The sequence below is a fragment of the Carboxylicivirga caseinilyticus genome, from assembly GCF_050589785.1.
Classification (GTDB): Bacteria; Bacteroidota; Bacteroidia; order Bacteroidales; family Marinilabiliaceae; genus Carboxylicivirga; species Carboxylicivirga caseinilyticus.
Map to the genome: position 1 here is coordinate 43,017 of NZ_JBNGOX010000010.1, position 26,174 is coordinate 69,190.

Below are 26,174 nucleotides of genomic sequence, written 5' to 3' on the forward strand. Positions count from 1 at the left end.
ATCAAGGCATAAATTCATTATTTCTTTATATTTACAAATAAAAATACTATGCCTCAGGAATTACAGTTACTACTAATAACAGCAGCTTCCATTGGTTTTTTTCATACACTTATGGGACCCGATCACTATTTGCCATTTATCATGATTGGTAAGGCACGTGATTGGTCGTTGCGTAAAGTTATTGGGTTAACTCTGTTATGTGGAATGGGCCACATTTTGAGTTCTGTTATTCTGGGATTTGTAGGAATTGCTTTGCAGGTGCAAGTATCAAAGCTTGAGTTTATAGAATCTTTCAGGGGCAATCTGGCTGCCTGGGCTTTTATTGCTTTCGGTTTATTGTATACTATTTGGGGTATCAGGCATTGGATGAAAAAGAAACATCATGGTCATAGTCATGGAAAGATAGAGGATTCACGTAATATTACACCATGGGTGTTATTTATTATTTTTGCCTTAGGTCCATGTGAACCACTTATCCCGGTATTAATGTATCCTGCTGTATCACAAAGTACTTCTGCATTAATTCTGGTTACTTCTGTTTTTGGAGTAACAACATTATTAACAATGGTTGCCATGGTGGTAACATCAACTTATGGATTAAGTTTTATAAATATAAAAAAATACGAGCATCTAAGTCATTCAGTAGCCGGAATGGTAATTTTTCTTTCTGGGCTGGCAATGCAATTCTTAGGATTGTAGTGTGCAGATTATAATCATTGAAAAATTGTGTTTTACCTATAGTTTGGTAGGTTTCATAAAACAGTGAAACCTTTTGCTATTTAATCCGTTTTGCTTGTATTATTGGGGATAAACATTTAGTATCGTTATCTAATATGAGAAGGAGCCTACTGCTTGCGACCTTATGGGTTGTTTGTTTACTATGTATTACTGCGCAAATATTTTCACAGTCAAAAGATGACGAGTATTTATTTATCAGTTATGGTGAAGAAAATGGAGTGAATGATCCGGATATACTCGCATTTGAACAGGATTCTACAGGATATTTCTGGATAGCAACTAATAACGGTTTATATCGTTATGATGGTCAGTATTTCGATCTTTTCACTCATCTTTCATACGATACGCTTTCATTACCTGATAATAAAGTTACTGCCATTGATTATGATCCCATTGATCACACTTTATGGGTAGGAACTTTTTTTGGAGAGATAAGTTGTTTGGATTTGAAGACATATAAGTTTGACAATAAACCACCAGTCCAAACAATAAACAACTTAAATGGGAATGGACTGATTACTTCTATTACCCGTTACAATAAGGACTGGATGATTTTTGGGACGCAGGGATCGGGACTTACTTTTTATGACATCAAAAACAATACTTATGTTCGACCTGATTCTTTTGTTAAGAAATATAATAATATTGCACAATTATTAACCCTTAATGATACCACATATATTGCGACAGATAAAGGTTTATGTTATGCAATTAAAATAAACGATAATGGCTTTCAAGTAAAGGAAGTTGAAGAATTAACCGGAATTATGCCGGTTACTTCAATACGGTTAAAAAACAACAAAATTATAACGTTAACTGATCGACACTCTCTCTATGAATTCTCGTTGGAAGACAAATCAGTACGAAAGTTATATCAAAATTCTTCCTTACATAACTTTACAACCCACTATGCCGATCGTGATGGTCACTTCTGGATAGGAACTAATGGTAGTGGCGTTTTGCAAGTATCGGAGAATGGAAAATTAATCAATCATTATCAATCAGAGGATCAAAGTGAGAAACATTTGAAAAGTGATTGGATTAATGACATGTATATAAGTAATCAGGAGCCAATCGTATGGGTCGGTAGTAAAGGTAGTTTAGGCTATTTTAATAATGAACACTACAAGTTTGATCATAAGCATATTAATTCGCAATATCAAAGTGGAGGAGATAGGATTTATTTATTGTATAAAGACCAGAACGACCGCTATTGGTATAATTCGAGAACCGCTGCATATGTTAGTGATGTGAATGGAGGGGATTATAAACCTGTTACTTATGGTAAGGATAAGAAAGAATTAAAAGAAAGAATATTTGAGATTTATGAAGAGGATAACGGAACTTTATGGTTCGCAACAGCAATTGGTCTTTTAAGAGTTGAGAATCATGAGAACAATGCCGATTTATTTCAATTTCATGATGATAAAATAAAAGCAACTTCTTTTAATAATATTACATCCGTTAAAGCAGTTAATGATTCTGTTCTCTGGCTGTCATCATATGGAGGTTTAATTAAGTATAATAAACTGACGAGAACATATCAGATTTATCCATATTCATCTATGGATAACGAGATTGATTCATTAGGAACCAATAAGATTTGCCTGTTTAATGATAGTATCCTTCTGCTGGGTACCGAAGAAAGTGCATTAATAAAGTTTAATTCAATAACAGAGAAGTACAAGCGGATTTCTACACAGCGTAAATTTGGTTCGTTAATAAAGAGTAATTACATCCTTGATGTGGTGAAGGACTCATTGGGGCAAGTGTGGTTAGCTACCTATGGTTCAGGTTTACTCCAGTATTTTCCTGATAATGACTCGGTAGCCCCAGCTTCATTTAATTCAAATTTAAACTCTGATGTATACGGTATCTTGCAGGGAGATGACGGATTTCTTTGGATGTCAACGGGTACAAAACTTATTAAATTTAATACTACAAATAAAAGTGTAACTTCTTATGGTTCAATGGATGGTGTTCTTGTGAAAGAGTTTAATGAATGCGCCTATTCTAAAGCCAAAGATGGTACTATGTTGTTTGGAGGTATTGGAGGCTTTGTTGAGTTTAATCCTACCAAACTAAGATATAACCTGAATAAACCAAAAGTTGCAATCAGTTCGTACAAACTTTCATCAAAAGCATATAATGATGAAGGGCTAGGGGAAATTAGTGTAGAATACAATGTTCCGGATACAATTAAGATCTCAACAGATGAGAAAAAAATATCCTTCTTTGCGACTGTTTTTAATTATACTCAAAGTTCTAAAAACCTTGCAGCATGGAAGCTGGAAGGATATGATGCGAGTTGGGATACACTAGCCGCTGTTGCAGATAAAAGTTATGGAAGATTACCTGAGGGCACTTACAAGCTCCTGCTTAAAGGAAGTAACAATGATGAAGTGTGGAGTGAGGATATTGATTCGGTAGTTTTGGTTGTTAAACCAACTTTTTATAAAAGTCGAGCCTTCAAAATATTATTAATAATATTAGGTTTCTTTGTATTATATCTGATTTACTTTTTAAGGGGTAGAATTCACAGGCAACGCGAAAAACGATTGCAATATCTGGTAGAACAAAGTACCAATAAGTTGAAGAAGACAAATGATGAGCTGGAGCATAGCAGAGAAGAGATGTTGGTTCAAAAGGCTGAGTTAGAAAGACACCGTAATTATCTTGAAGAATTGGTGTTGGAACGAACTGCTGATCTGGAACTTGCTCGTGAGAAAGCTGAAGAATCGGATCGATTGAAAACTGCGTTTTTGGCTAATTTATCACACGAGATCAGAACGCCAATGAATTCGATTATAGGATTCTCAAGTCTTTTATCAACTGATATGCATAGTGAACAAGATAGAAATGAGTTTATTAAACTGATTCAGCAGAGTAGCGAAAGTTTATTGGTTTTGATTGACGATATCATTGATATTTCACGAATAGAATCCGGACAGTTGCATTTGGTGAAGAAGCAGTTTAAGATTAGTGAGTTGTGTAATACGGTTTATAAGTCAATTGCGTTAAATGGCTCGTTTTCTGCAAATACTGAATTCAAAATTGATATGAGCGGTATTCGTGAAGACGCTGAACTTTTCTCGGATTGGGAACGATTAAAGCAGGTGCTCTTTAATTTGATAAATAATGCACTTAAATTCACCTCCAGTGGTCATGTTAAATTATGCGTTTGTGAAAAGACCCGTGCTGATGTAGCCAAATACCCCGAAATGTTCGATGATTTTTCTTATCCTGAAAGTTTCTTTTTATTCAGAGTTGAGGATACAGGGATAGGTATTAAGGAGGAAGACTATAATACTATTTTTACTCCATTTGTTAAGATTGAAGACCGCAAAATTAATTACTCAGGAATGGGCTTGGGATTGAGTATTGTAAAACAAATAATTCACGTGCTAGGAGGTGAGATTTGGTTACGATCTGAGCTGGGTAAGGGGAGTACGTTTTATTTCTTTCTGCCTAATCAACGATTAAAGTAATTGATGCTAGATTCTTTTTGAGTCAATGTTGTGCTTTGTTTTTTAATCTTGAAAAAGCTTATTGGGTTTTGGATCAAATAAGCTTTGTTTATTTCCTGTGTTAAAAAGGGAAAGAATTATTCGTAATGTAAAATCAAGCTTTTTCTTTCTTTCTGACTACCTTTGTTGAATGAGCGAATTAGCAGTTATTTATCAGGATGAAGATCTGATTGTTGTAGATAAACCAGTTGACCTTCCGGTTCATAAGAATGATTTTATGCCAGCTGATGCGGCGTATCTTACTAAAGAAGTGGGATTACTAACAGGCAAATCTGTTTATCCTGTGCATCGACTTGATTCTAAAACATCAGGAATAATTGTACTGGCATTTTCCAGGGAAGTAGCAGCATTCTTGTCTCAACAATTTGAACAACGTAAGGTAAAGAAAAGCTATGTGGTGGTTTGTAAAGGCATACCCGGTGAAGGCACTTTCGATAAGCCTGTGTTAATTAAGAAAAAGAAAAAGCGTATCAATGCTTCGACGTATTATAAAACGTTGAAAAGTGTTTCAACAAAAATATGTTACAAAGATTTTACAGATGTTGATTTAAGCCTTGTGATGGTTACTCCTGAAACCGGCCGCTGGCACCAAATTAGACAGCATTTTGCTTTTGAACGCTTCGATCTGTTGGGTGATACACAACACGGAGATTGGACCCTGAATAAAATAATGACTGCCGAAACAGGTGTCAAAAGGCTTTTGTTACATGCACATACATTATCATTTACTCATCCTTCAAGCGGAGAGAAAATGAATTTAAAAGCTCCAATCCCTGGTGAGTTTGAGCAGGTATTGGAGCAGTTACAAGATTATGAGTTACATTATTCCGATTGATCGGTAGTAATTGATTTTTTACGTTTTCCACCACTGATGGGAGGTTTATAGGAATCAAAGCCTTTACCATATACAGCCATTACATTGGCAACTGTAACAAACGCTTCAGGATCAACTTCTTTAATGGTCTGGAAAATTAAATGGGATTCAGATTTTCGCACAACCATAACAATAAAATCGCGGTCTCTTTTGCTGTAATAACCATGCCCTTTTACAAAGCTTAATCCACGATTGATTTGTGTTGCAATACCTTGTGCCACTTCATCCGGTTTAGACGAAATTATGGTGATTTGAACTGATTGACGGGCACCTGTTAAAACCCAATCGGCAACATACGACATCAATCCAATTACAACAAAACCATATACCATTGTTTCGAGCGATTGGAAAATGATATAGGATGAACTAATTACGATAAGATCACAACTAATCATTACTCTACCAGGACTGACATTTCGTTTTCGGTTAATTAGCAAGGCTATAATTTCGGTGCCTCCTGTGCTACCTCCCTGAATAAACAAGATTCCAATACTAAAACCGATTAAACCACCTCCAATAATGGCTGCCATAAACTTTTCCTTCACAATAGGTTCAGTAATAATGTACTGAAAAATAGTCAGGAATACCGAAAGCATAATCAGGGAATAAATGGTTTTAAAACCAAAACCCTTGCCCAAAACTCTCATGGCAATGATAATCAAGACTGAATTTAATATCAGGTTGGTCGGACCCACCGGCAAATCGGTAAGAAAGTAAATTAAAGAGGAAAGTCCCATGATTCCTCCACCCACAATATTTGATGGAATAATAAAACCAGTCCATCCTATAGCGCTGACTAACAGTCCCGCTGTGATAATGAGATAACTTTTTAGTTCGCTGATTAAAGTTGCTCTGTTCATTGTTGTTATTACTAATATAAAAGCCCAAAAAAAGGTGCCTGAAAAGAAAACAGACACCTTAAAAGTTACTATTTAATGTTTTTTATTTCAACGACTTTTTAAAACAACGCTTACGTTTGTGTTGAATGTGATCAAACGATTTCCACATTTGAATGGCGACATGATTGTTTTCTAACATTCCGGTCGTCTCTACATATTTTATACCATCTTCTTTTGCTGTTTTCCACAGATCATTCATTAATAATGCTGCTACACCCATTCTTTGTAACTCGGGCTTAACTCCTGTAAGCATTAGGTCCATTTCTGTTGGATTTTTCAATGCTTTCATGATGTGATACCAGCCAAATGGAAGAAGTTTTCCTTTGGCTTTTTGCATTGCCTTTGATAATGAAGGAAGTGCAATAAGAAATCCTGCCATTTCATCTTCTTTATCCAGAATGATTTTTACATATCGGGGATTTAATATTGGAAAATACTTTTTCATGTAAAAATTAATCACCTTAGGAGGAAGCTGAAAAGTTCCGAATAACTCGGCAAAGGCTTTATTAAAAAGTTCGAAAACTTTTGCCTTATAAGGTTCAATCTCTTTTGATGTTTTGAAATTCTGAGGTTTTAATCCGTAACGTTTGATTAACATTTCGGCTACCTTGAATGATTTTTCAGGTAATGCATCAGGGAAGGTGATACGGAATTCCAACCAATCAATTTCTTTTTCATAACCTAATGCTTCAAAATGCTCCAGAAAGTAATCCATGTGATAATCTGAAGCTACAGAAGGTAACCAATCGTGTCCTTCAATTAAGCATCCCTGATGATCAAGGTTAGAAAATCCAAGAGGACCTTGTAGTTCAACCATGCCTTCCGATTGTAACCAATTTTCAACGGTTTCCATCAGTTTGGCTGATACATCTTTGTTATCAATGAATTCAGGACGGGTAAATCGACCAATTTTCTCACCTTTCTTTTCAATCCATAGTGAGTTGATGATACCACCAACACGTCCTACACATTTATTATCAATATAGGCTACCCAAAGTTTTACTTTGCAAAATTCAAAAGCAGGATTTTTTTCAGGTACCAAGGCACTACGCTCTTCATCAATCATTGGAGGCACCCAATATTTATTCGTTTTGTATAGTTGATAAGGAAACTTAACGAAGTCGTTAAGAGTTTGATTATTTGTTACTTCTTTAATAATAATTTCCATCAGATTACCTCTTTTTTGATTTTGCGAAGATAATATTAAATTAATTTAATTTCAGAAAAATTTCATTAATTAATAAAGTATCTTAATATTAGTCAATTAGGGGGTGTTTTAATTGGCGTTTGCGTTAAATTGCTTACTAATTGATATGCTTCGTTTGGCCAAATCAATATTTTGTAAGATTTTATTTTTTAGATGATGGGGATATTTAGGATGATCTGCCAGAAACTTATTTGCAATAGCTACTGCGTCTTCTGATGAATACTGGCCAATACTATTACTTAACCACCCAATGGGGAAAAAGATATCTCCGGTCACCTGAATTTCTTCCAGCATGTTAAGTGTTTGAAGCAAGTAATTGATTGAATGTTTCTGACGTAATGGATGGTGCAGATAGGAGAGCGACAACTCAACCCATTTTTCTTTTGCTCTGTTTTTTGGGTCAGTCAGCGATGCCCAGAATAAATCCCTTTCTTTGGAGACATTTGATAGGGCTGGGAGCGCAAAAATCATCATCTGTTTCAAATCGTCATTTGTAAGTTGATTAATTACGGTATTGTAGTTTACTTCCCAGCTGTCGTATTGTTTGATGGCCAACTGAGCTACCAGTTCAATGCGATCTCTATCACTAAGTGCTGTTCCAAAAAAGTTATTGTTCTTATCGCAAAGGGAAGCCATCAGTTGGTATGATTCGTTGTCAAGGGCAAGATTTATCCAAAGTCGCAATAATATTTTTTTAACAGAAGATTCTGTAGAAATCTCTGCCTTAGAAAGCAGAACCTTACTTATGGATTGACTTGTTTTTGACCATTTCTCTTGTGGAATATTTTTCCAGAAAACTTCTTTCAGTTGACTTCCATATAAATTAATTAATAGTGGATCTTTTTCTTTATTGATGCTATTTAAAAGAAATGTAATGTAATCTTCAGAGTTGATATTCGCATCCAAAAAGTTTTCGAATAAGTTAATTACAGATCTTCCTCTAAGTAAAGGATCATCAAGGTCTGAAGTATGGCGCATCCAATAGTTGATTTGCTGACCATTCATCCTGAACAAACCATACCCCATAGCATCGCTAAAGAATAAAGTGTTAGGTAATGCTATTTTTTCATCTATCGAAACAGTTGCATCAAAATATTCAATAAACGATTTTGTTGTATCAGTTATAATGCTCACTTCCTGCGGCCAATAGGTTCCTTGAGAAGTCATCTCTGGATGTTCCGGAAATTGACTGAGCATCCACGAATCATTATTCTCATCCGGCGGGCGCATGGTTATCACAGGACGTCCGGGTTCATTCACCCAATTGTGGCTCCAGACAGTTAAATCATTCTCGGTTAACTTATCAATACAAGTAATTAAATCATTCCAGGTGGCATTGGAGAAAGCATATTTTTTGATGTACTCCTGAATACCTGTTTGCAGTTTATCCTGGCCAACCATATTTTCGAGCTGAGCCATTACAATGGGTGATTTGTGATAGATGATAGCACCATACAATGAACCTGCATTCTTCAGGTTATGAAGCTTCTGGTTAACAGGATTCGCACCTTCTGTACGATCAACTGAGTAAGCTGATGGGAAATGGGCCAATAAAAACTGCAAATCGTAATTAATATCCTGAAACCATGGTTGTGTGATTTTATCTGCCATGAAATTGGCGAATACTTCTTTTAGCCATACTTCTTCAAACCAAGCCATGGTAACTAAGTCGCCAAACCACATGTGGGCTGTTTCGTGAGCAATCAGGTTAGCACGACGAATTTCTTCATTTTGAGTTGGATTTTCATCCAGAAAGATTAATTCAGAGCGGTAATAGGTTGCTCCAGGATGTTCCATTCCTCCAAACTGGAAAGAAGGTATGGCAACCAGGTTATAATTATCGTATGGATAGGTGTAGTTGGTATAATCCTGAAGCCAATCCAGTGATTTCGTTGTTTGAGAAAAAATGGTTTTTAGATTTCCCTGTAATTTTATGGTGTCATCAACCATGTGGTAGAGCCCAACCTGTTTTCCATTCCAATCAATGGTTTCTTGTTTAAAAGCTCCTGCAGCAAAGGCCCATAAATAAGTGCTGATAGGCTTTGATCTGGCAAATTCAACCGTTTTTCTGCCATTCTCCAGATCTTGCGTCATAACAGGAAGTCCGTTGGCAATTGCTTCCCATTTTTGTGGGATAGTCATTGTCACAGAGAATTGTCCTTTAATATCGGGTTGGTCAAAACATGGAATTGCAGTTCGGGCACGGTCGGGAACAAAAAGTGAATAGAAATATTTGTCGTTTCGGTTTAAGGGGCCATCACCCATTGTAAAGTCAATAAGAACTTTGTTATTCTGATCCAGCGAGCTTTTAGGAAGTATTATATGCTCATTAACGATGCGGGGTTCGACTGTGTCGTTATTAATAATTACTTGTTTCAGTTGAATACTGTCTGCTTTAAAATCCAGAAAAAGATCATCAGAAGAATTATTAAGCGTAAAAGTGAGATCAGCCTGTGCTTCTATCGGTTCAGATACTTCATCAGGAACTGACATGGATAAAGCATAATCGAGATTGCTGATACGGGAAGCTCTTTCTTTAGCTAAAGGCAAACTAACTCCATCTTCCGGCCATTTTTCGGGGATGAATTGGCAGGAGTATATAAATATGATTGAAACTAATAGAGTTAAAAGGGGTTGTAACTTCATCTTCACTGTTTTTTGTAAACTGTAAAGATAAGTTTTTGCTCTAAAAATGGAAGTATGTCAATAAAGTGGTTCTATTGAGTGAGTTCTTTTATAATGAGTCCTGCCAGGGTAAAACCAAATATTGCAGTAATGTGTGCCAGTGAACCATTGATCACAGCCTTGTGATCAGACCAGTCGTGATTTACCAAATCCGGATCACCCGGGCCGGTAGTATCAGTTGTCTCCTCTTTTGAAATGGGTTCAGTAATTTCTTCAGCACCGATATTCTCCATTACTTCATCGCTATACACACATAAAAAGGGACGTTGTGGAACACCAACTTTACGAACCAGTTTGCGAATTTTTCGGGCAAGAGGGCACCCTTGAACATTCCAGAATTCATCAACTCTAACACGGGTTGGATCAACCTTTAGGGCAGCACCCATCGATGATACAAATAAGGCATCAGTCTGTGTGGCTGCTCTGATCAAATGAACCTTGCTGCCCAGGCTGTCAATTGCATCAATAATTACATCGTATTCATTCAGATTGAAATCAGAAGATGTTTCTTTGCTGTAAATCTTTTGAAGTGAGGTGATTTGGGCTTCAGGATTAATGTCGAGTAAACGATTTCTCAGAGCTTCTGTTTTTACTTCACCAACTGTTTTTGAGGTGGCCATCAACTGACGATTAATGTTACTGGCTGTAACACGATCGCTGTCAACGATTGTCAGATCCATTATACCTGTACGAATCAAGCTTTCGGCGCACCAGCTTCCAACTCCACCTATACCAAACAAAATAACCTTTTTAGAAGCAAGGTTATGCATGCTATCTTTGCCCAAAATCAATTCTGCCCTGTGAAAAATGCTCATTTTTTATCACCCTTTTATGTGGGCGCAAAAATAACAATATCTGCCCTAAAATAAAGCAGATATTAATGTTAAAAGGTGTCTGATAAAACTATCAAATGTTGATTTCACGGTCTCTGAATCCCAATAAGTATAAGATAGCATCCAAACCTATGGTAGAGATATGATTTTTAGCTGATGCCTTAACTTTTGGTTTGGCATGAAAAGCAATACCCAAACCAGCCAGTTTTAACATCGGTAAATCGTTAGATCCATCACCTACTGCAATTACCTGATCAAGATGGATGTCTTCTTTAAAGGCCAAAAGTTTAAGTAGTTCAGCCTTTTTCTCGCCATTAACAATTTCACCAGTATGTTTCCCGGTTAGTTTACCATCTTTAATCTCAAGTTCATTGGCAAAAACGTAATCGATATCAAGCTTGCTTTTCAGATAATTACCAAAGTAGTTGAATCCACCTGAAAGGATAGCTGTTCGGTAGCCATATTTCTTCAGTGTTTTGAAGAGGCGTTCGGCACCTTCGGTGATTGGAAGGTTTTCAGCAATTTCCTTCATGACCGATTCGTCCAAACCTTTAAGCAGAGATACGCGTTGCTTGAAGCTTTCGTTAAAATCGATTTCACCACGCATGGCGGCTTCTGTTATGGCAATTACTTTATCTCCAACACCAGCTTTAATAGCTAATTCGTCAATAACCTCGGTTTGGATTAGGGTAGAATCCATATCGAAACAAACCAAACGACGATTACGACGGAAAATATTATCTGCCTGGAAAGCAATATCAATAGCGCATTCTTTTGAAATGGCCATAAACTCCTGCTTCATTTTTTCAGTGTTTCCGGGTGTTCCTCTGACTGAAAATTCAACCACTGATTTGGAATTTTCGTGATCATCATTCAGTAAAACCCTACCACTTAAACGGGTTATGTAATCGATATTCAGGCCCTGGGTTGAAATGATATCTGTAACTTTTGATAGTTGAGATGCTTTTAATTTTCGGGACAGCAGGGTGATAATAAAACGCTCTTTCCCCTGATGACCAACCCATTCGTTGTACTTCTGTTCTGTAATTGGGGTGAATTTAATATTGATTCCCAATTCATATGATTTAAAGAGTAAGTCTTTTAATATTGGAGATGACTCGTTGGTTGACGGTACTTCAAACAAAATACCCAAACCCAGGTCTTCATGAATAACAGCCTGACCAATGTCGAGAATATTCACTTCGTAGTTGGCTAAAATATTGGTCAATGCTGCTGTTAAACCCGGTTTATCTTCTCCGGAGATATTTAAAAGTATAATCTCTTTATTCTTGCTCATGTCAGTGTAATATTAGCGCTGCAAAAGTAATAATTAGAAATAAAAAATGATGATAATGATTTTAAACTTTAATGACTTGTGTGATTTTTTCTAATAATTTATCACAGCTTAAAACATGGACCCATCAACAGGTGAAAAGCAACAACCGGAACCTGCGCTTTTCCATTGGAAATGGGTACGGTACCGTAACCTAAACTAACTTTAGATTCTACAGGAAGATTAAAATGTTTACTTGTAATTAAAGGATAGTGGATAGCACCCTGAAAAGTAATGCCAGATAGATAATAACCATCGTTAAAAAGTCCTCCTTTTTCCGTATAGGTCTGGTTTCTGATTGTACTTTCAGGATGACCTATTACAGTTCCAATCCCAAGTATCAAGCTATATTTTTCTTTAACAATATGGTGGTTGATAAAAACCTGGTTATAACCATGAGATATACTGAATTGTTGGATAAGATCATTTGTGTTTTTTAGATATATTTTCAAATGATTCATTTCAATGCTCCATCCTCTCTTATTTTTGAAACTACCCAACCGATATGAATAGTAAATTGGTAGTTTAAAAGATTCGGTATTATATCTGGCAGTTATTTTAATGTTATAATAATCAGTTTGTTTAATTTTTAGAGGCATGGGAGGTATAATGGCACCTCCCGGCAGGAATTCAAATGTCCACACACGTTTATCCTGGGCGTTTATTGAACTGATACCAAGAATAAAGAATGTTAGTAAGATGATACATTTGTTTCTTAAATCCATGATTCGGTTTTCAATTATACATTGGAATTAAATCACTTACTTAAAGTTACCTCATTAATCGATTAGAATCAAATACGTTTACTGTGCTGACTGGTTTAGAACACAATTTTGGGTCATGAAAAAAAGAAAAAAGTATTTGTAGGTAATGAAAAAAAATTTACTTTTGTGCCGCTGTTGAAAGAAATGGCTAACATTGCGAAAATAGCTCAGTTGGTAGAGCACGACCTTGCCAAGGTCGGGGTCGCGGGTTCGAGTCCCGTTTTTCGCTCAGATATTGCCGATGTAGCTCAGGGGTAGAGCGCTTCCTTGGTAAGGAAGAGGTCACGAGTTCAATTCTCGTCATTGGCTCTGTTAGGGTAGGTTTTCCTACCCTTTTTTTATTTCTCCTCGTCACTTTTTAATATGAAGCTTAGAAAAAGTGATATAATTAAATCAGGTAGCCATCTCTATCGATTGATTCTCTTGAAAATTTTGTTTTTTTGCGATGTAAAGTAATTTTTATCATGAAGATGAATGGATTAAAGGCATTGTTGCCTGTTGGAATATTTCTGCTTATTTATTTGGTTCCGGGTATATTAACCGGTGATTTTTACCGAATGCCTATTTTAATCTCCTTTTTTGCAGCTGCCATTGTTGCCGTAATGATGGCTCCCGGAAAGAAGATTGCCCATAAAATGGAGTTGTTCACAAAAGGAATGGGACACTCGGGAATCATGATGATGTGTCTGATTTTTTTAATGGCTGGTGGATTTGCTGGTTTGGCGCGTGAAGTGGGGGCTGTGGATGCTACTGTTCGTATTGGATTAAGTATATTGCCGGGTAAAGTTTTATTGGCCGGCTTATTTGTGATTGGTAGTTTTATTGCTTTATCAGTAGGTACTTCTGTTGGAACGGTAGTGGCACTTTCGCCGGTGGCACTTGAGTTAGCCGAAAAAGCTGAGTTTTCGTCAGCATTGGCACTTGGGGCAGTGATTGGTGGAGCTATGTTCGGAGATAATCTTTCAATGATTTCGGATACAACCATTGCTGCGGCACGCACCCAGGGAAGCAGCATGCGGGATAAGTTTAATATGAATATTAAGCTGGTTTTACCTGCTGCCATCTTTTCAATAATTCTTTATTTGTTTTTAGGAGGAGCAGGAGGTCATCAGGAAATCGAATTATTACCTGGAGATTGGTTGCGTTTAGTGCCTTATCTTACGGTTCTTATTTTTGCCTTGTTGGGTGTTAATGTATTTGTGGTTTTACTGGGTGGTACAATTTTATCTGCGGCAGTTGGAATTTTATTGCCTTTGGAGGATAAAACAATGGATGCATGGCAGGTAATGACAGCCACGAGTAATGGAATGTTAGGAATGGCTGAAATAGTGGTTATTTCATTATTGGTAGGTGGGCTGGTTGAAATTGTTATGGTTAATGGTGGTATTGATTACTTGCTTCAGTCAATAGAGAAAAGAGCAAAAGGGCGGAAAGGAGCTGAGTTTACTATTGTTTTGGTGACTTCTGTTGTTAATGTCTTTACTGCGAATAATACAATTGCCATCTTAATGGGAGGTTCTATTGTGAAAAATATAGCTTCTAAGTTTAATATCGAACCTAAGCGATCGGCAAGCTTAATGGACACTGCATCATGCTTTGTGCAGGGAGCTTTACCGTATGGTGCGCAAATACTTGCTGCTGTTGGATTGGCTTCAATGGCTGTGACACCTTTTGAAATAATGCAGTTTTTATTTTATCCTTACCTGATGGGTATATCAGTTGTGGTGAGTATTTTATTAAAGAGGGATAAGTAATAACCAATAAAAAAGCAGAATCAAACCGATTCTGCTTTTTATTAGAGTTAAAATATTTTTATCTCATCGATTTCAAATATTTGAAAAATTCACTGTCGGTTGACAAGATGATGTGCGTCTGACTGTCAAAAGTTTTCTGATAAGCTTCCATTGATTTCATAAAGCCATATAATTCCCTTGAAGCAGGTGTTTTATCATAAGCTTCAGCATAAATGCGGGCAGCTTCACCATCAGCACGTCCTTTAATTTCTTCTGCTGTTTTGTATGCTTCAGAAACAATTCTTCTTAGTTCACGTTCTTTTTCACCATTGATATTTGAAGCTTCACCTTGTCCTTCTGATTTGAATTTATCGGCAATTCGGTTACGCTCACTTTTCATACGCTCATATACCTGGTTTTGTACTTCCTGAACGTAATTGATTCTTTTGAAACGAAAATCCAGAATAGCTATTCCTAAATCTTTGGCTTGTTCATTGGCTGACTTTTGAATCATTTCCTGAATTTTATCTCTTCCCACTTTAATAGTAGCTAAACTATCACCAATCAGTTCTCCTATCACACCCGACGAAACTGGAGTGCGGTTGCTTGAACGTACAGCTTCTTCGATATTGTGTTTGGCAATATAATTACGTGTTTCTCCATCCAGAATGTCATCGATACGAGAAATGGCACCTCTCTCATTGGTTAAACGTTTGAAGAACTGCAGGGGATCAACAATTTGCCAGCGGGCATAAGTATCCACAAAAATAAATTTCTTGTCTTTGGTTGGAACCTGGTTGGGATCACCATCCCATTCAAGGTAACGCTTATCAAAGAAATGAGTGGTTTGAATGAACGGAATTTTAAATTTGATTCCAGGTGTCACGATAGGCTCACCTACCGGCTTACCAAATTGTGTTACCACAACCTGTTCAGCTTCATTAACTACATAGGTGCCTGTTGATAGCACGAACAATACAATAGCACCTAAAACGATATATATGATGAATTTCTTATTGCCCATTGTTTGAATTCTTTTGTTGTGAAAGTTGCATTTGAAGTAATGGCAATACACTATTGCCTTTTTGATCGGTGATGATTTTTTCACCTAATTTAGGAATGACTGACTCCATTGTTTCAAGATAGATACGCTTTTTTGTTACTTCAGGAGCCTTCACATATTCGGTATATAAGGCATTAAAACGGGCTACATCTCCCTTTGCGTTATTCACACGTTCCGAAGCATAACCTTCAGCCATTTGAATGGTCTCCTTGGCTTGTCCTGCAGCTTTAGGAATTACTTTGTTGTATTCTGCTTTTGCCTGGTTAATCAACGTTTCTTTTTCTTGTTGAGCCTCATTTACAGAATTAAATGCAGCTTTAACCGGTTCCGGAGGATTCACATCCTGTAACACCACCTGTTCGATTTTTACTCCAAGGGAATATTCCCGACAAACTTTCTGCATCAGCTCCTGCAGTTTACTGCTGATTTCAGTTCTACCAACAGTTAAAACTTCGTTAACAGTGCGATCTCCCACTATCTGTCTCATAGCAGCTTCTGAAATATCACGTAATGTGGTTTCTGGGTTGCGGACTTTAAAAAGATAGTTATATGCATTGTCTATTCGATATTGAACAACCCACTCTACATCAGCAAGGTTTAAGTCACCAGTTAACATGAGTGATTCATCTGTTGTTCCTCTGCGCGTGTATTCAGTTCGTATTCCCGGATTGGTTGTTCTGAAACCAAACTCCAGTTTTTGCTGTCGTTCAACAGGTACTTTATATACCGACTCCATAAATGGAATCTTATAATTTAATCCCGGATCTACAGTTCTTTGATATTTACCAAATTGAACAATAACGCCCACTTCTTCAGGGCCTACCTGAAAAAAAGCTGTTGATAGTAAGATGGCCACAATAACCACCAGAACAACCGCTTTAATGTTTTTGAATAATTTTTCCAACCAGGGATTGGAAGAATTAAGATTGGAAAATTGATTTGAACTCATTGAATAATATATTGAGGTTTACTACAAATGTATTCAGAAAATTATGAAATGGCAGTATAATTTCAATTAAACAAAGAAATTACTCAGAGAATTAGAATATGGGTTTCTTTTATGAAGAATCGTATTTTTATTGAAATGGTTATGATGGATATGTGTACTATTTTCCATGTTTGAAAAATATCAAGATGCATAATGTAAGAGTTGATTATGTTGCTTTTTTAATGAAAAGCGCTAGTGTATCTGATATTGGGAAGAAGATGTGGTGGAGTGGTAATGTTTATCGCCTGTAAAATAATACATGAAATAGGTTTGCCTATTAACACTCTATTCTCCTTATTGATGAGAAATTAGTAGTTATCGATAAATTTTTGACAATAAAGTATCCATCAGAAATGTACTTTTGAATTTGTTCAATACTTAATAGCTAATTAATACATATCATTCAATTGTATCATGAAACAAGAGGATGGAATATGTGCCTAAATTAATTTTATGAAAAATCGATTTGTCCAAATCTGGATTTTATTCTTCTTTTTGATAATCTCGTCTCAGGTTTTTTCTCAGCGTAAAATGGAAAACCTGAATCATGGCTTACTTGCTGTTAAAACCAACTCTGGTGTTCTGGTAAGTTGGCGGGTACTTGCATGGGAATTAAAAGATGTAGCCTATAATTTATATCGAGATGGATCAAAAATAAATACAACACCTATTGATGGGGCTACTAACTATTTAGATGCAACTGGTACAACAACATCAAATTATCAGTTGAAGTTAGTTATAAAAGGTGTTGAACAAACAGAAAGTGAAAATTGTGAAGTTTGGGCACAAAATTCTCTGGATATTCCTGTAAGACCAATTGATGGTGTTTATAATACTTACCATCTTAATGATGCTTCTGTTGGTGATTTAGATGGTGATGGTCAGTATGAAATAATTGTAAAACGTTTGGCTTTGAATAAGGATGTTTCTTCAACCGATTATCATTATTTAGAAGCCTATAAACTTGATGGAACATTATTGTGGGCTGTTAATATGGGGCCTAATATCTATAATGATGTCGAATTTAATTTTCTGGTATACGATTTTAATGGAGATGGTAAAGCTGAGGTTGCTTTGCGCACTTCTGATGGTTTTATTGATGGTGTAGGAGTTAATATAGGTGATGCCGATGGTGATGGAATTACCAATTACAGATATTCTGTTTCAAGTGTTGGTTATCGTATGGAAGGACCTGATTATTTATCGGTTTTAGATGGAGAGTCGGGTGCTGAATTAGATCGTGTTAACTATATTCCACGTGGTAATATCACCGACTGGGGAAGAGATGATGGTGGTCACAGGTCAACAAAATGTATGTTCACAATAGCTTATCTGGATGGTGTTCATCCTGATATTGTTATTGGTCGTGGTATATATGAACGTATTGCTATGGCTGCCTGGTCATTCAGAGATGCTTCATTATCTCAGAAATGGTATTTCGATTCAAATAACAATCCGGCATACGCACAGCAAGGTTATCACAATCTTACACAAGGTGACGTTGACAATGATGGTTGCGATGAAATAGTTTACGGATCGATGTGTATTGATAATGATGGAACAGGTTTGTATTCTACCGGACTGGGGCATGGTGATGCACAGCATTTGGCAGATATCAATCCTAATCGCAAAGGATTAGAGTTTTTTGGCTGTCTGGAGAATTCGGCCGGAGGTGATTACAGAGATGCAGGTACAGGTGAAATTTTATTCTATAAAAATATTGGTCGTGATATGGGACGATGTGGTGCAGCTGATATCACACCTGATTATCCGGGCATGGAAATGTGGGGACCATCAGGTTTTCCCTTCTTAAGTTCTACAGGTTCTGAAATTACTAGCCTGACTCCACCAGGCTCAATGAACTTTTTTATCTGGTGGGATGGTGACTTGTCCCGTGAACTACTCGATCACGCATGGTACGGTGATTATGGTGTTGGTACTATCACCAAGTATAATAATGGTGCAAATACTCAATTATTATATGCCGACGGAACCTTATCAGATAACTGGACCAAAGGTAATCCGGGACTAAGTGCTGATATTCTGGGTGACTGGCGCGAAGAAGTTATCTGGAGAACAAACGATAACAGTGCATTGCGTATTTATACCACTCCGTATACAACTACCGTAAAGATATATACCTTAATGCACGACCCTCAGTATAGGGCCGCAATTGCATGGCAACCAAATTCATATAATCAACCTCCCCATCCGTCATTCTTTATCGGAAATGATATGGATTCCATACCTCCAGCTCCTATTGTATTACCTGGGCATAAAGTATACAGTAGTGGACAATGGGATGTAAGTTCGACTTCCTGGGCACAAAATGGTACAGCTGTTTCGTTTGCTGATGGAGATAGTTTGTTGTTTGATATTTCAGGTAGTCAGTCAAATGTCGAATTAATGGGTAGTCTTTCACCTGAAGATATTCGGGTTATCAGTCCAAATGATTTTACTTTTAGCGGAGACGGAGTTATTGCCGGAGAAACAGATTTAACAAAGGCTGGAAGTGGTAATTTAAGTATAGAAACAAATAACATATTTTCAGGAACTACGCGTGTTTGGGAAGGGATGTTAACCTTAAGTGGAGAATTAAACAGTGCTGTTTTTGTAAAACGTTTCGCCACTTTGGCGGGTTCGGGTAAGTTTAAGAATGGAATAACACTTGAACCCTATGCTGAGTTGATAATAAGTGATCAGCAGGAGGAGGGTGATAGTCTTTTTGTAGATGACCACCTTACTTTATCAGAAAAATCAATTGTTTATATGGATTTGTCAGATGATATTGATGCTGTAACGAAAGTAAATGACATCATTATCATTAATGGAGACCTGAATATTACCGGTGAAATTTCAGTGACCATTAATCGTCTGGATGGTAAATTAACAGCTGGTACCTATGTTTTGGCAAAATATACAGGTTCTTTTAATGGAAGTGTTGATAATGTTTCGATAAAAGGTATTCCTGGCTTACCCTATACATTAACAATTGATGCCGGAGAGGTGAAGCTTGAGGTTGCTGATACCCGTTTGCCTGGTAAAGTTGTGTGGAAAGGTTATGTTGATAAAAACTGGAACTTGTTTAATACACTCAACTGGGATAATCAGGGTGTTGAGGATTATTTCCTTGGAGAGGATTCTGTAGTATTTGATAATACCGCTCTTCAAAATTCTGTTCTGATAAATGGTGAATATGCGGTGAGCGATTTCTTATGTGATGCTGATAATACTTTTGTTTTAGGTGGAACTGGTAAGATTGCTGGAGATGGAACTTTTACCAAAAGAGGAACCGGATTAATGGCCATTCTTAATAGCAATAGTTATACAGGCCCAACCATAATTGAAAAAGGTACTTTACTGGTAAATACTCTTGCTAATGGAGGATACAATTCGCCAATTGGAGCCTCTTCATCCGATGCATCTAATCTTGTGATTAATGGAGGTGAATTAAAGTTTGGTGGTTTTGGAGAGGTTACAACCGATAGAAGTATAACGCTTGGAAATAACGGTGGTGCTATCAATGTTGGGAATTCAGGTGGAAGATTAGTTGTTAAGGGAAGTCTTGCTGGCGAAGGTGACTTGGTTAAAAACGGAACAGGAACGTTATGCCTCGAAACAGTTAATAGTCATGCCGGAACCGTGATTAACTCGGGTGTCCTTCAATTGTTAGACGATGCTGCCAATATAAATGGATTGGGTGATACACTGATACTTAATGGTGGTACACTTGCAATGCTCGATAATAGTTATTCTTATACTGATAATTGCGGATGGCATATTGTTGTGCCGGAAGGAAAAACAGGAACCTTAAAACTGGATAGCCGGAGTTCACTAACAGGAAAACTATTGGGTAAAGGAACTCTCAATTTATACTCGCCCTGGATTAGAAATGATTTAAAAGGTGATTGGTCTAGTTTTGAGGGAATTATTAATGTTACAACTGATGGGGACGGAGGTGATTTCCGTATTTACAATAACTATGGATTTACAAAAGCTACTGTAAATATTAATCCAAATCTGTATGTGTACAATCAGGCAGGAGGAGCTGTGAGTTTTGGTGCTTTAAATAGTGAAGTTGGAGCAACAATAGCCCCGGGAACCTATAAAGTTGGTTATAATAATGCAGATGCTGTATTTAAAGGTGTGTTTACCGGATCGGCTAATATTAGTAAATATGGTGAAGGCAGCTGGACCTTAACCAATGCCAACGAGTATAGTGGAAGTACTACTGTATATACCGGAACTTTAATTGTGGGTAATACATCAGGAAGTGCTACAGGAAGTAGTATTGTCACGGTTCGTAATGGTGCAACAATAAGCGGAAACGGTATTGTTTCGGGAAGTGTCAGCTTATATGGTTTAATGACAGGAGGAGGAACTTTCAATGGAACAGTTTCTGTTTCAAGTGGAGGTATACGGAAGGCAGATAATACAATTAACGGTGCGTTGCGTGTATTCTCTAATGGAACACTTTCTGGTGAAGGAAATATTAACGGAGTAGTCACATTGTATAGTGGTGCAGTTATTGCTCCCGGAATAGATGGTATTGGCACTATAAATTGTCAACAGGCTTTTACCTTAGTTGAAGGTTGTGTTTTGCATTTTGAAGTTGATAAAGGAAATGGGGTGAATGACCTGGTTGTATCGCAAAATTCAATTACTCTGGCTGGAGAGTTAAACCTTACTGATATTAATGGATCAGCTTTTGAAGCTGGTGATAGTTTTAAATTATTTAATGCATCATCAATCGAGGGGAGTTTTTCAAGTATTGTACCTGCTACACCGGGTGATGGTTTGATATGGGATCTTTCTAAACTAAACTCTGATGGTATTATTACAGTTGCTGCTTCAACAGGATTAGGGAATGCAGCAATGGGCAAAATCAGTATTTATCCGAATCCAACAAAAGGAATGTTTAATATCGAATTGGAATCTAATGTGTTGATCGATAGTGTTGAAATAATTGATATGCAAGGACAGGTCGTAAAACTCACCAGTGAAGTAAAAAGTTCTGAATTAAGTGTTGATGCTTCGTCTTTGTCTTCAGGGGTTTATTTTGTTTTTATTCATACCGATAAAGGTTTGATAAAAGAAAAATTGCTGATTAGTAAATGATAAATTAAAATTTAAATACTTCATAATCCGTAATGTAAACCAATGGGTATATGTTACGGATTATTTGTATCACTAGGTTTAAAAAGATTTTCGGTAGAATTATCTTCTTTCATTTTAATTACAATATTACCAACCTTCTTTCCTGTTAATACATAATCAAAAGCTTCTTTAATCTGATCAAAAGGGAATACTTTTTCGATGACAGGTTTAAAAGCTCCTTGTTTGGCTAATTGATTAATAATATTGATGCTTGCCTGAGTGTTGGACGGAAATGGAAATTTTACTTTTTTACCATTGGATAAAATGCCGAAAATGGCTAAAAAAGCATTTTGAGCATAAGGGCCCAACTCTGAAGATAAGTATATTCCACCAGGCTTCAGAATTTTTTTACACTCCCCAAAGGTGCTTTTCCCAACCATGTCAAATACATAATTGTATTCTTCATTTGTTTCGGTAAAGTCTTCTTTTTCGTAATCAATTGCTTTTGTGGCCCCTAACTCCATAACCAGATCTTTGTGTTGACCTCTGCAGGTTGCGGTTATTACAGCACCATAATGTACCAGCAATTGAATGGCAGCAGAACCAATAGCACCTGTTCCTCCATTGACCAAAATCTTATCACCCTCTTTAATGTCTATCTTATTTATGAAGTTATAGGCATAGTGAGCTCCTTCCATTAAAGCTGCAGCTTCTGAATATGACATAGGAGGGTGAATATGTCCAATTGCCTTATGTTCCGAAATGCACAGGTATTCTGCATGAGAGCTAACACCCATATCATCAAAACCAAAAACCTTGTCGCCAACCTTGTAACGTGTTACTTTTGATCCAACTTCTTCTATTATTCCTGCAAAGTCAGTTCCCAATACAGGGTTTCGGGGAGAACCAATACCTGTAAGCAAACGCATAATCCATAAATCGGCTTTCAACATAGCGCCATCAGTGCGATTAACGGTGGTTGCACAAACTTTTATAAGTAGTTCTTTTTCTTTGACCTGAGGTTTTGAAATGTCTTTGAATTCAAGTACATCGGGCGACCCGTATTTTGTGTAGTAACTGGCTTTCATTAACAGGTAGTTTGGATGATTGTATGAAAGTTACAAACATTTTTACATGATGTAAATTATCATTGAAAAGGAAAACAAATGAATGGGCATAATGTTTGCTTTGTTCGCCATTGATTGTATCAGGTTTTTATAAGATCTTTGAAATTATTTGTGTTCACTAGTGTCCCATTAAAATTGGGACGTTATTAATAATTAAACAAATTTGGCTCATTAAGCCTAAAACGTTCTTTGTCATTTTGAAATTTAGTTCTCTCAAAGAGGTCTCTAAGATGAGTTTTGTCGGTCAATGATATACTCAATATTTGTAAAACCTCATATGTACTTCTATCAAGTTGCATGTCTGTTTGGACAATTGCAACCAAGCAATAGGTACATAAAGCAACGTAAATCTGAATCCGAACAGCATTTTCAGTTGTTCCCCAGAATTTCTTGATTTTCAAATGTTGCTTTAGCCATTTAAAGAACAGCTCGACTTGCCATCGGTTCTTATAAAGTTCAGCAACTTGAAGAGCAGAAATGTGCACTGCATTGGTTAAAAATACAAACTCACGCTTCTGTTCTTCATCCCAATATCTGATTAAGCGAAGATGTTTAGGATAGTATTGTTTGGGATAAAAACCAGTCAATTCAATGGTAACATCTGAAAGCACGTTCTTGGGCAACCTTCGTTTCCATTTGACTATCTTGTATTGAAGGTTCTTCTTTGCTCTGACAACGAAAAAAGCTTCTATCTGACGAATCTTATACAACATCTTGAAGTGATTATATGCACGATCAAATATGTAATAAGAACCCGATTCATATGGAATTTCTTTCATCGCTGTAGAGTCGTGTACAGAAGCTTCAGTAATGTGAAAGAACGCTGGGATCTGCGTCTCCAAATCATACAATGTATGTACTTTGATTCCACCTTTCTTCTTACGAAACTTCGCCCACCAAAATACGGATAGGCACAAGTCAATCGTGGTTGAATCAAAAGCGTAGACATTACCATCAAGCTTAAAAATGTCAGAAACTCGTTTATGCCTGGCTTCGTTTACCAGATAGTACGCATACTCTTCAAAGATGTGATAGTCTCTGTTCTGATTAGCTCTGGCTAGGGAGGATTTTGAAACATTCTTGCCTAGGCCCAAATGATAAGATTTGGAATGATGAGCATCAAGTGCAACAATTAAATCTCTCAAACTTTCACGATTTGATAATTGCCCGAACATCAAAGCAAGCAATTGGTTCCAACAAGTGAAATGCTTCACGTATTTGTCTCCGCCATACTTGCGAACGATGTAGTTGAACTTATTCCTATCAAGGAACGATGCTAACTGAGCAAAAACGTATTTATCCTTATGCATTTGCTAATCTGTTGATGAATAGCGAAAATGCAAATTGAAATCCGTTTAATCGAAAAACACCTACAACTAACTAAATTTCAGTATTTTCAAAGAACATTATTAGAATTTAATGGGACAGTAATGATTTGTGTTATAAAAGTAAAAAATACGTTTAAAAAATTTTTAAAAGTAATTTTTACTTTTATATTTGAAAAATGGAAAATCAGCAGCAACTATATAGCCAATATCAAAAGATAAAACGATTTGTATCTGTCGATTGTGTTATTTTTGGCTATGAGCAAGACCAATTAAAGTTATTGCTGTTTAAAAGGATAATTCCGCCGGCTCAAGGCGAATGGTCATTGATCGGAGGATGGCTTCAGGAAGATGAATCGGCAGAGACGGCTGCCATGAGGGTTCTTCAATACATAACCGGATTAACAGATATATATCTCGAACAGGTTCATGTCTTTTCAAAACCAGACCGTGATCCCGGAGGTAATGTATTAACCATTGTTTTTAATGCCTTAATCAGGATTGAGAAACATTCTAATCAACTGATTGAGAAGTTTGGTGCTCAATGGTTTTCTCTTAATGAGGTTCCTCAGCTTATTTTTGACCATGACGAAATGATCAGGATTGCTTTTGAAAAACTCCGCCTGAAGGCTACTTATAACCTGATAGGTCGTCAGTTATTACCCGAAAAATTCACGATTACACAGCTTCGTAATTTATATAATGCAATCTTTCAGAAGCAATTCGATCCGGGTAATTTCCGCAAGAAAGTATTGTCGTTAAAAATGCTGGAACAGTTAGAAGAAAAAGATATGTCGGAATCGAAAAAAGGGGCTTTTTACTACAAATTCAAAGATGTTGAAGAAAGCTATGTTGTGGAGCCCATCTTTCGAAATGCGATAAAACTCTAAAATAATTAATTAAACTCATAGAAATGGATACTTTTCAATTTACAGAACACTCGCACCGCAGATACAATCCGTTAAACGGAGAGTGGGTGTTGGTATCACCACACAGAACCAAGCGTCCATGGCAAGGTAAAGTTGAGAAACCTGCTGTTGACGAGCGTCCTCAGTACGATGAAAAATGTTACCTGTGCCCTGGAAATGAAAGAGCCGGAGGTTTTAAAAATCCTGATTACAAAGATACATTTGTGTTTCAGAATGATTTTAGTGCCTTAGTGCCAGATATTCCACAGGGAGCATTTGAAAAGAAAGGCTTATTTAAAGCGGTAAGCGAAAGAGGTTTTTGTAAAGTAATTTGTTTCTCACCACGACATGATCTGACTATTCCAGAAATGGATGTTGACGGTATTAAGAAAGTGGTTGACTTATGGACACAGGAATACGAGGAGATTGGTAAGCTTGATTATATCAACTATGTTCAGATTTTTGAGAACAAAGGTGATATTATGGGATGCAGCAATCCTCATCCTCACGGACAAATATGGGGTCAGTATTCTGTTCCTGTTGAGCCAGCCAAAGAGCAAAAAATGCAAAAGGAATATTTCGATGCTAACGGAAAAACTCTTTTAGGCGATTATGTTGAGGAAGAATTGAAGGATAAGGAACGCATTCTGGTTGAAAATGATCATTTTGTAGCATTGGTTCCTTTCTGGGCAACATGGCCATTTGAAGCAATGATTGTAAGTAAACGAGCTGTATCGAAACTGACTGATTTAACAGAGGATGAAAAAATAGCTTTGGCTGATGCTTATAAAAAGCTAACAGTGATGTACGACAACCTTTTTGAGGTTTCGTTCCCATATTCAGCAGGTATCCATCAGGCACCGACAGATGGAGAAGATCATCCTGAATGGCATCTTCATATGCACTTTTATCCACCATTGTTACGTTCTGCTACTGTGAAGAAGTTTATGGTAGGCTACGAAATGATGGCCAATGCACAACGCGATATTACTGCTGAGCAGGCTGCAGAACGTTTGAGAGCCTTGCCAACAACTCATTATAAATCAAAATAATCACATACTAAATTCAAATAA

General features: G+C 36.8%; 17 protein-coding genes and 2 tRNA genes. 9 read left to right on the forward strand and 10 right to left on the reverse strand.

What is annotated here, in order from left to right; translation table 11 throughout:
- Positions 1-48: 48 nt before the first annotated feature.
- The 3 genes from ACRD62_RS07290 to ACRD62_RS07300 all read left to right on the forward strand — a co-directional run bounded on the left by ACRD62_RS07290 (position 49) and on the right by ACRD62_RS07300 (position 5,100).
- A complete protein-coding gene (locus ACRD62_RS07290; RefSeq protein ID WP_430819477.1) occupies positions 49-699 on the forward strand; it encodes an urease accessory protein UreH domain-containing protein in 651 nt (216 codons plus the stop codon).
- A 134-nt stretch (positions 700-833) separates the two neighbouring features.
- Positions 834-4,226, forward strand: coding sequence for a sensor histidine kinase (locus tag ACRD62_RS07295; RefSeq protein WP_430819478.1), 3,393 nt, complete (start codon positions 834-836; stop codon positions 4,224-4,226).
- Between the two features lie 169 nt (positions 4,227-4,395).
- Positions 4,396-5,100 (forward strand): RluA family pseudouridine synthase, encoded by a 705-nt coding sequence (locus tag ACRD62_RS07300; RefSeq protein WP_430819479.1) that lies wholly within the window; start codon positions 4,396-4,398, stop codon positions 5,098-5,100.
- On the opposite strand, the gene ACRD62_RS07305 is transcribed toward ACRD62_RS07300, so the two are convergent.
- The 6 genes from ACRD62_RS07305 to ACRD62_RS07330 all read right to left on the reverse strand — a co-directional run bounded on the left by ACRD62_RS07305 (position 5,088) and on the right by ACRD62_RS07330 (position 12,821).
- The gene (locus tag ACRD62_RS07305; RefSeq protein WP_430819480.1) at positions 5,088-5,999 is read right to left on the reverse strand and encodes a YitT family protein; all 912 of its coding nucleotides are present in this window, start codon (positions 5,997-5,999) and stop codon (positions 5,088-5,090) included. The two genes, ACRD62_RS07300 and ACRD62_RS07305, sit on opposite strands and share 13 nt — an antisense overlap.
- 82 nt (positions 6,000-6,081) lie before the next feature.
- Positions 6,082-7,206, reverse strand: a complete 1,125-nt coding sequence (locus tag ACRD62_RS07310; protein ID WP_430819481.1) for a GNAT family N-acetyltransferase — start codon at positions 7,204-7,206, stop codon at positions 6,082-6,084.
- 108 nt (positions 7,207-7,314) lie between these two features.
- A complete protein-coding gene (locus ACRD62_RS07315) occupies positions 7,315-9,891 on the reverse strand; it encodes a M1 family metallopeptidase (RefSeq protein ID WP_430819482.1) in 2,577 nt (858 codons plus the stop codon).
- A gap of 71 nt (positions 9,892-9,962) precedes the next feature.
- Positions 9,963-10,745: a tRNA threonylcarbamoyladenosine dehydratase gene (locus ACRD62_RS07320; RefSeq protein ID WP_430819483.1), complete on the reverse strand. Its 783-nt coding sequence runs from the start codon at positions 10,743-10,745 to the stop codon at positions 9,963-9,965.
- 91 nt (positions 10,746-10,836) lie between these two features.
- Positions 10,837-12,060 (reverse strand): phosphoserine phosphatase SerB, encoded by a 1,224-nt coding sequence (gene serB, locus ACRD62_RS07325; protein ID WP_430819484.1) that lies wholly within the window; start codon positions 12,058-12,060, stop codon positions 10,837-10,839.
- Positions 12,061-12,161: 101 nt separating this feature from the next.
- Positions 12,162-12,821, reverse strand: a complete 660-nt coding sequence (locus tag ACRD62_RS07330) for a hypothetical protein (protein ID WP_430819485.1) — start codon at positions 12,819-12,821, stop codon at positions 12,162-12,164.
- Between the two features lie 195 nt (positions 12,822-13,016).
- Between ACRD62_RS07330 and ACRD62_RS07335 the strand changes: the two genes are divergently transcribed.
- The 3 genes from ACRD62_RS07335 to ACRD62_RS07345 all read left to right on the forward strand — a co-directional run bounded on the left by ACRD62_RS07335 (position 13,017) and on the right by ACRD62_RS07345 (position 14,614).
- Positions 13,017-13,089 (forward strand) — tRNA-Gly (locus tag ACRD62_RS07335).
- An 8-nt stretch (positions 13,090-13,097) separates the two neighbouring features.
- Positions 13,098-13,169 (forward strand) — tRNA-Thr (locus tag ACRD62_RS07340).
- A 155-nt stretch (positions 13,170-13,324) separates the two neighbouring features.
- Positions 13,325-14,614 carry a Na+/H+ antiporter NhaC family protein gene (locus ACRD62_RS07345; protein WP_430819486.1) on the forward strand — a complete coding sequence of 430 codons (1,290 nt, stop codon included), beginning with the start codon at positions 13,325-13,327 and terminating at the stop codon, positions 14,612-14,614.
- Positions 14,615-14,672: 58 nt separating this feature from the next.
- On the opposite strand, the gene hflC is transcribed toward ACRD62_RS07345, so the two are convergent.
- Both hflC and hflK read right to left on the reverse strand, forming a co-directional pair.
- Complete coding sequence (hflC, locus tag ACRD62_RS07350) at positions 14,673-15,617, reverse strand: protease modulator HflC (RefSeq protein WP_430819487.1); 945 nt, start codon at positions 15,615-15,617, stop codon at positions 14,673-14,675.
- On the reverse strand, positions 15,607-16,605 hold the full coding sequence (gene hflK, locus ACRD62_RS07355) for an FtsH protease activity modulator HflK (protein ID WP_321409029.1): 999 nt from the start codon (positions 16,603-16,605) through the stop codon (positions 15,607-15,609). The genes hflC and hflK overlap by 11 nt, the downstream gene beginning before the upstream one ends.
- Positions 16,606-17,097: 492 nt before the next feature.
- Between hflK and ACRD62_RS07360 the strand changes: the two genes are divergently transcribed.
- Complete coding sequence (locus tag ACRD62_RS07360) at positions 17,098-21,762, forward strand: rhamnogalacturonan lyase family protein (RefSeq protein WP_430819488.1); 4,665 nt, start codon at positions 17,098-17,100, stop codon at positions 21,760-21,762.
- Between the two features lie 53 nt (positions 21,763-21,815).
- Here ACRD62_RS07360 and ACRD62_RS07365 read toward each other — a convergent pair whose 3' ends face one another.
- A complete protein-coding gene (locus tag ACRD62_RS07365) occupies positions 21,816-22,829 on the reverse strand; it encodes an NAD(P)-dependent alcohol dehydrogenase (RefSeq protein ID WP_430819489.1) in 1,014 nt (337 codons plus the stop codon).
- Positions 22,830-23,014: 185 nt separating this feature from the next.
- The gene (locus tag ACRD62_RS07370) at positions 23,015-24,178 is read right to left on the reverse strand and encodes an IS4 family transposase (RefSeq protein WP_430819490.1); all 1,164 of its coding nucleotides are present in this window, start codon (positions 24,176-24,178) and stop codon (positions 23,015-23,017) included.
- 194 nt (positions 24,179-24,372) lie between these two features.
- Here ACRD62_RS07370 and ACRD62_RS07375 point away from each other — a divergent pair, with 194 nt between their 5' ends.
- Positions 24,373-25,083: an NUDIX hydrolase gene (locus ACRD62_RS07375; RefSeq protein ID WP_430819491.1), complete on the forward strand. Its 711-nt coding sequence runs from the start codon at positions 24,373-24,375 to the stop codon at positions 25,081-25,083.
- Between the two features lie 23 nt (positions 25,084-25,106).
- Positions 25,107-26,153 (forward strand): UDP-glucose--hexose-1-phosphate uridylyltransferase, encoded by a 1,047-nt coding sequence (locus tag ACRD62_RS07380; protein WP_430819492.1) that lies wholly within the window; start codon positions 25,107-25,109, stop codon positions 26,151-26,153.
- The last annotated feature ends 21 nt before the right edge of the window (positions 26,154-26,174 follow it).

Bases quoted from the DNA above. Each gene is read 5' to 3' on its own strand.
- ACRD62_RS07375 (WP_430819491.1), top strand. From the start codon at position 24,373: ATGGAAAATCAGCAGCAACTATATAGCCAATATCAAAAGATAAAACGA.
- ACRD62_RS07345 (WP_430819486.1), top strand. From the start codon at position 13,325: ATGAAGATGAATGGATTAAAGGCATTGTTGCCTGTTGGAATATTTCTG.
- ACRD62_RS07305 (WP_430819480.1), bottom strand. From the start codon at position 5,999: ATGAACAGAGCAACTTTAATCAGCGAACTAAAAAGTTATCTCATTATC.
- ACRD62_RS07320 (WP_430819483.1), bottom strand. From the start codon at position 10,745: ATGAGCATTTTTCACAGGGCAGAATTGATTTTGGGCAAAGATAGCATG.
- ACRD62_RS07295 (WP_430819478.1), top strand. From the start codon at position 834: ATGAGAAGGAGCCTACTGCTTGCGACCTTATGGGTTGTTTGTTTACTA.
- ACRD62_RS07370 (WP_430819490.1), bottom strand. From the start codon at position 24,178: ATGCATAAGGATAAATACGTTTTTGCTCAGTTAGCATCGTTCCTTGAT.
- ACRD62_RS07315 (WP_430819482.1), bottom strand. From the start codon at position 9,891: ATGAAGTTACAACCCCTTTTAACTCTATTAGTTTCAATCATATTTATA.
- ACRD62_RS07380 (WP_430819492.1), top strand. From the start codon at position 25,107: ATGGATACTTTTCAATTTACAGAACACTCGCACCGCAGATACAATCCG.
- hflK (WP_321409029.1), bottom strand. From the start codon at position 16,605: ATGAGTTCAAATCAATTTTCCAATCTTAATTCTTCCAATCCCTGGTTG.
- ACRD62_RS07360 (WP_430819488.1), top strand. From the start codon at position 17,098: ATGAAAAATCGATTTGTCCAAATCTGGATTTTATTCTTCTTTTTGATA.
- ACRD62_RS07290 (WP_430819477.1), top strand. From the start codon at position 49: ATGCCTCAGGAATTACAGTTACTACTAATAACAGCAGCTTCCATTGGT.
- ACRD62_RS07300 (WP_430819479.1), top strand. From the start codon at position 4,396: ATGAGCGAATTAGCAGTTATTTATCAGGATGAAGATCTGATTGTTGTA.
- ACRD62_RS07330 (WP_430819485.1), bottom strand. From the start codon at position 12,821: ATGGATTTAAGAAACAAATGTATCATCTTACTAACATTCTTTATTCTT.
- ACRD62_RS07310 (WP_430819481.1), bottom strand. From the start codon at position 7,206: ATGGAAATTATTATTAAAGAAGTAACAAATAATCAAACTCTTAACGAC.
- hflC (WP_430819487.1), bottom strand. From the start codon at position 15,617: ATGGGCAATAAGAAATTCATCATATATATCGTTTTAGGTGCTATTGTA.
- ACRD62_RS07365 (WP_430819489.1), bottom strand. From the start codon at position 22,829: ATGAAAGCCAGTTACTACACAAAATACGGGTCGCCCGATGTACTTGAA.
- serB (WP_430819484.1), bottom strand. From the start codon at position 12,060: ATGAGCAAGAATAAAGAGATTATACTTTTAAATATCTCCGGAGAAGAT.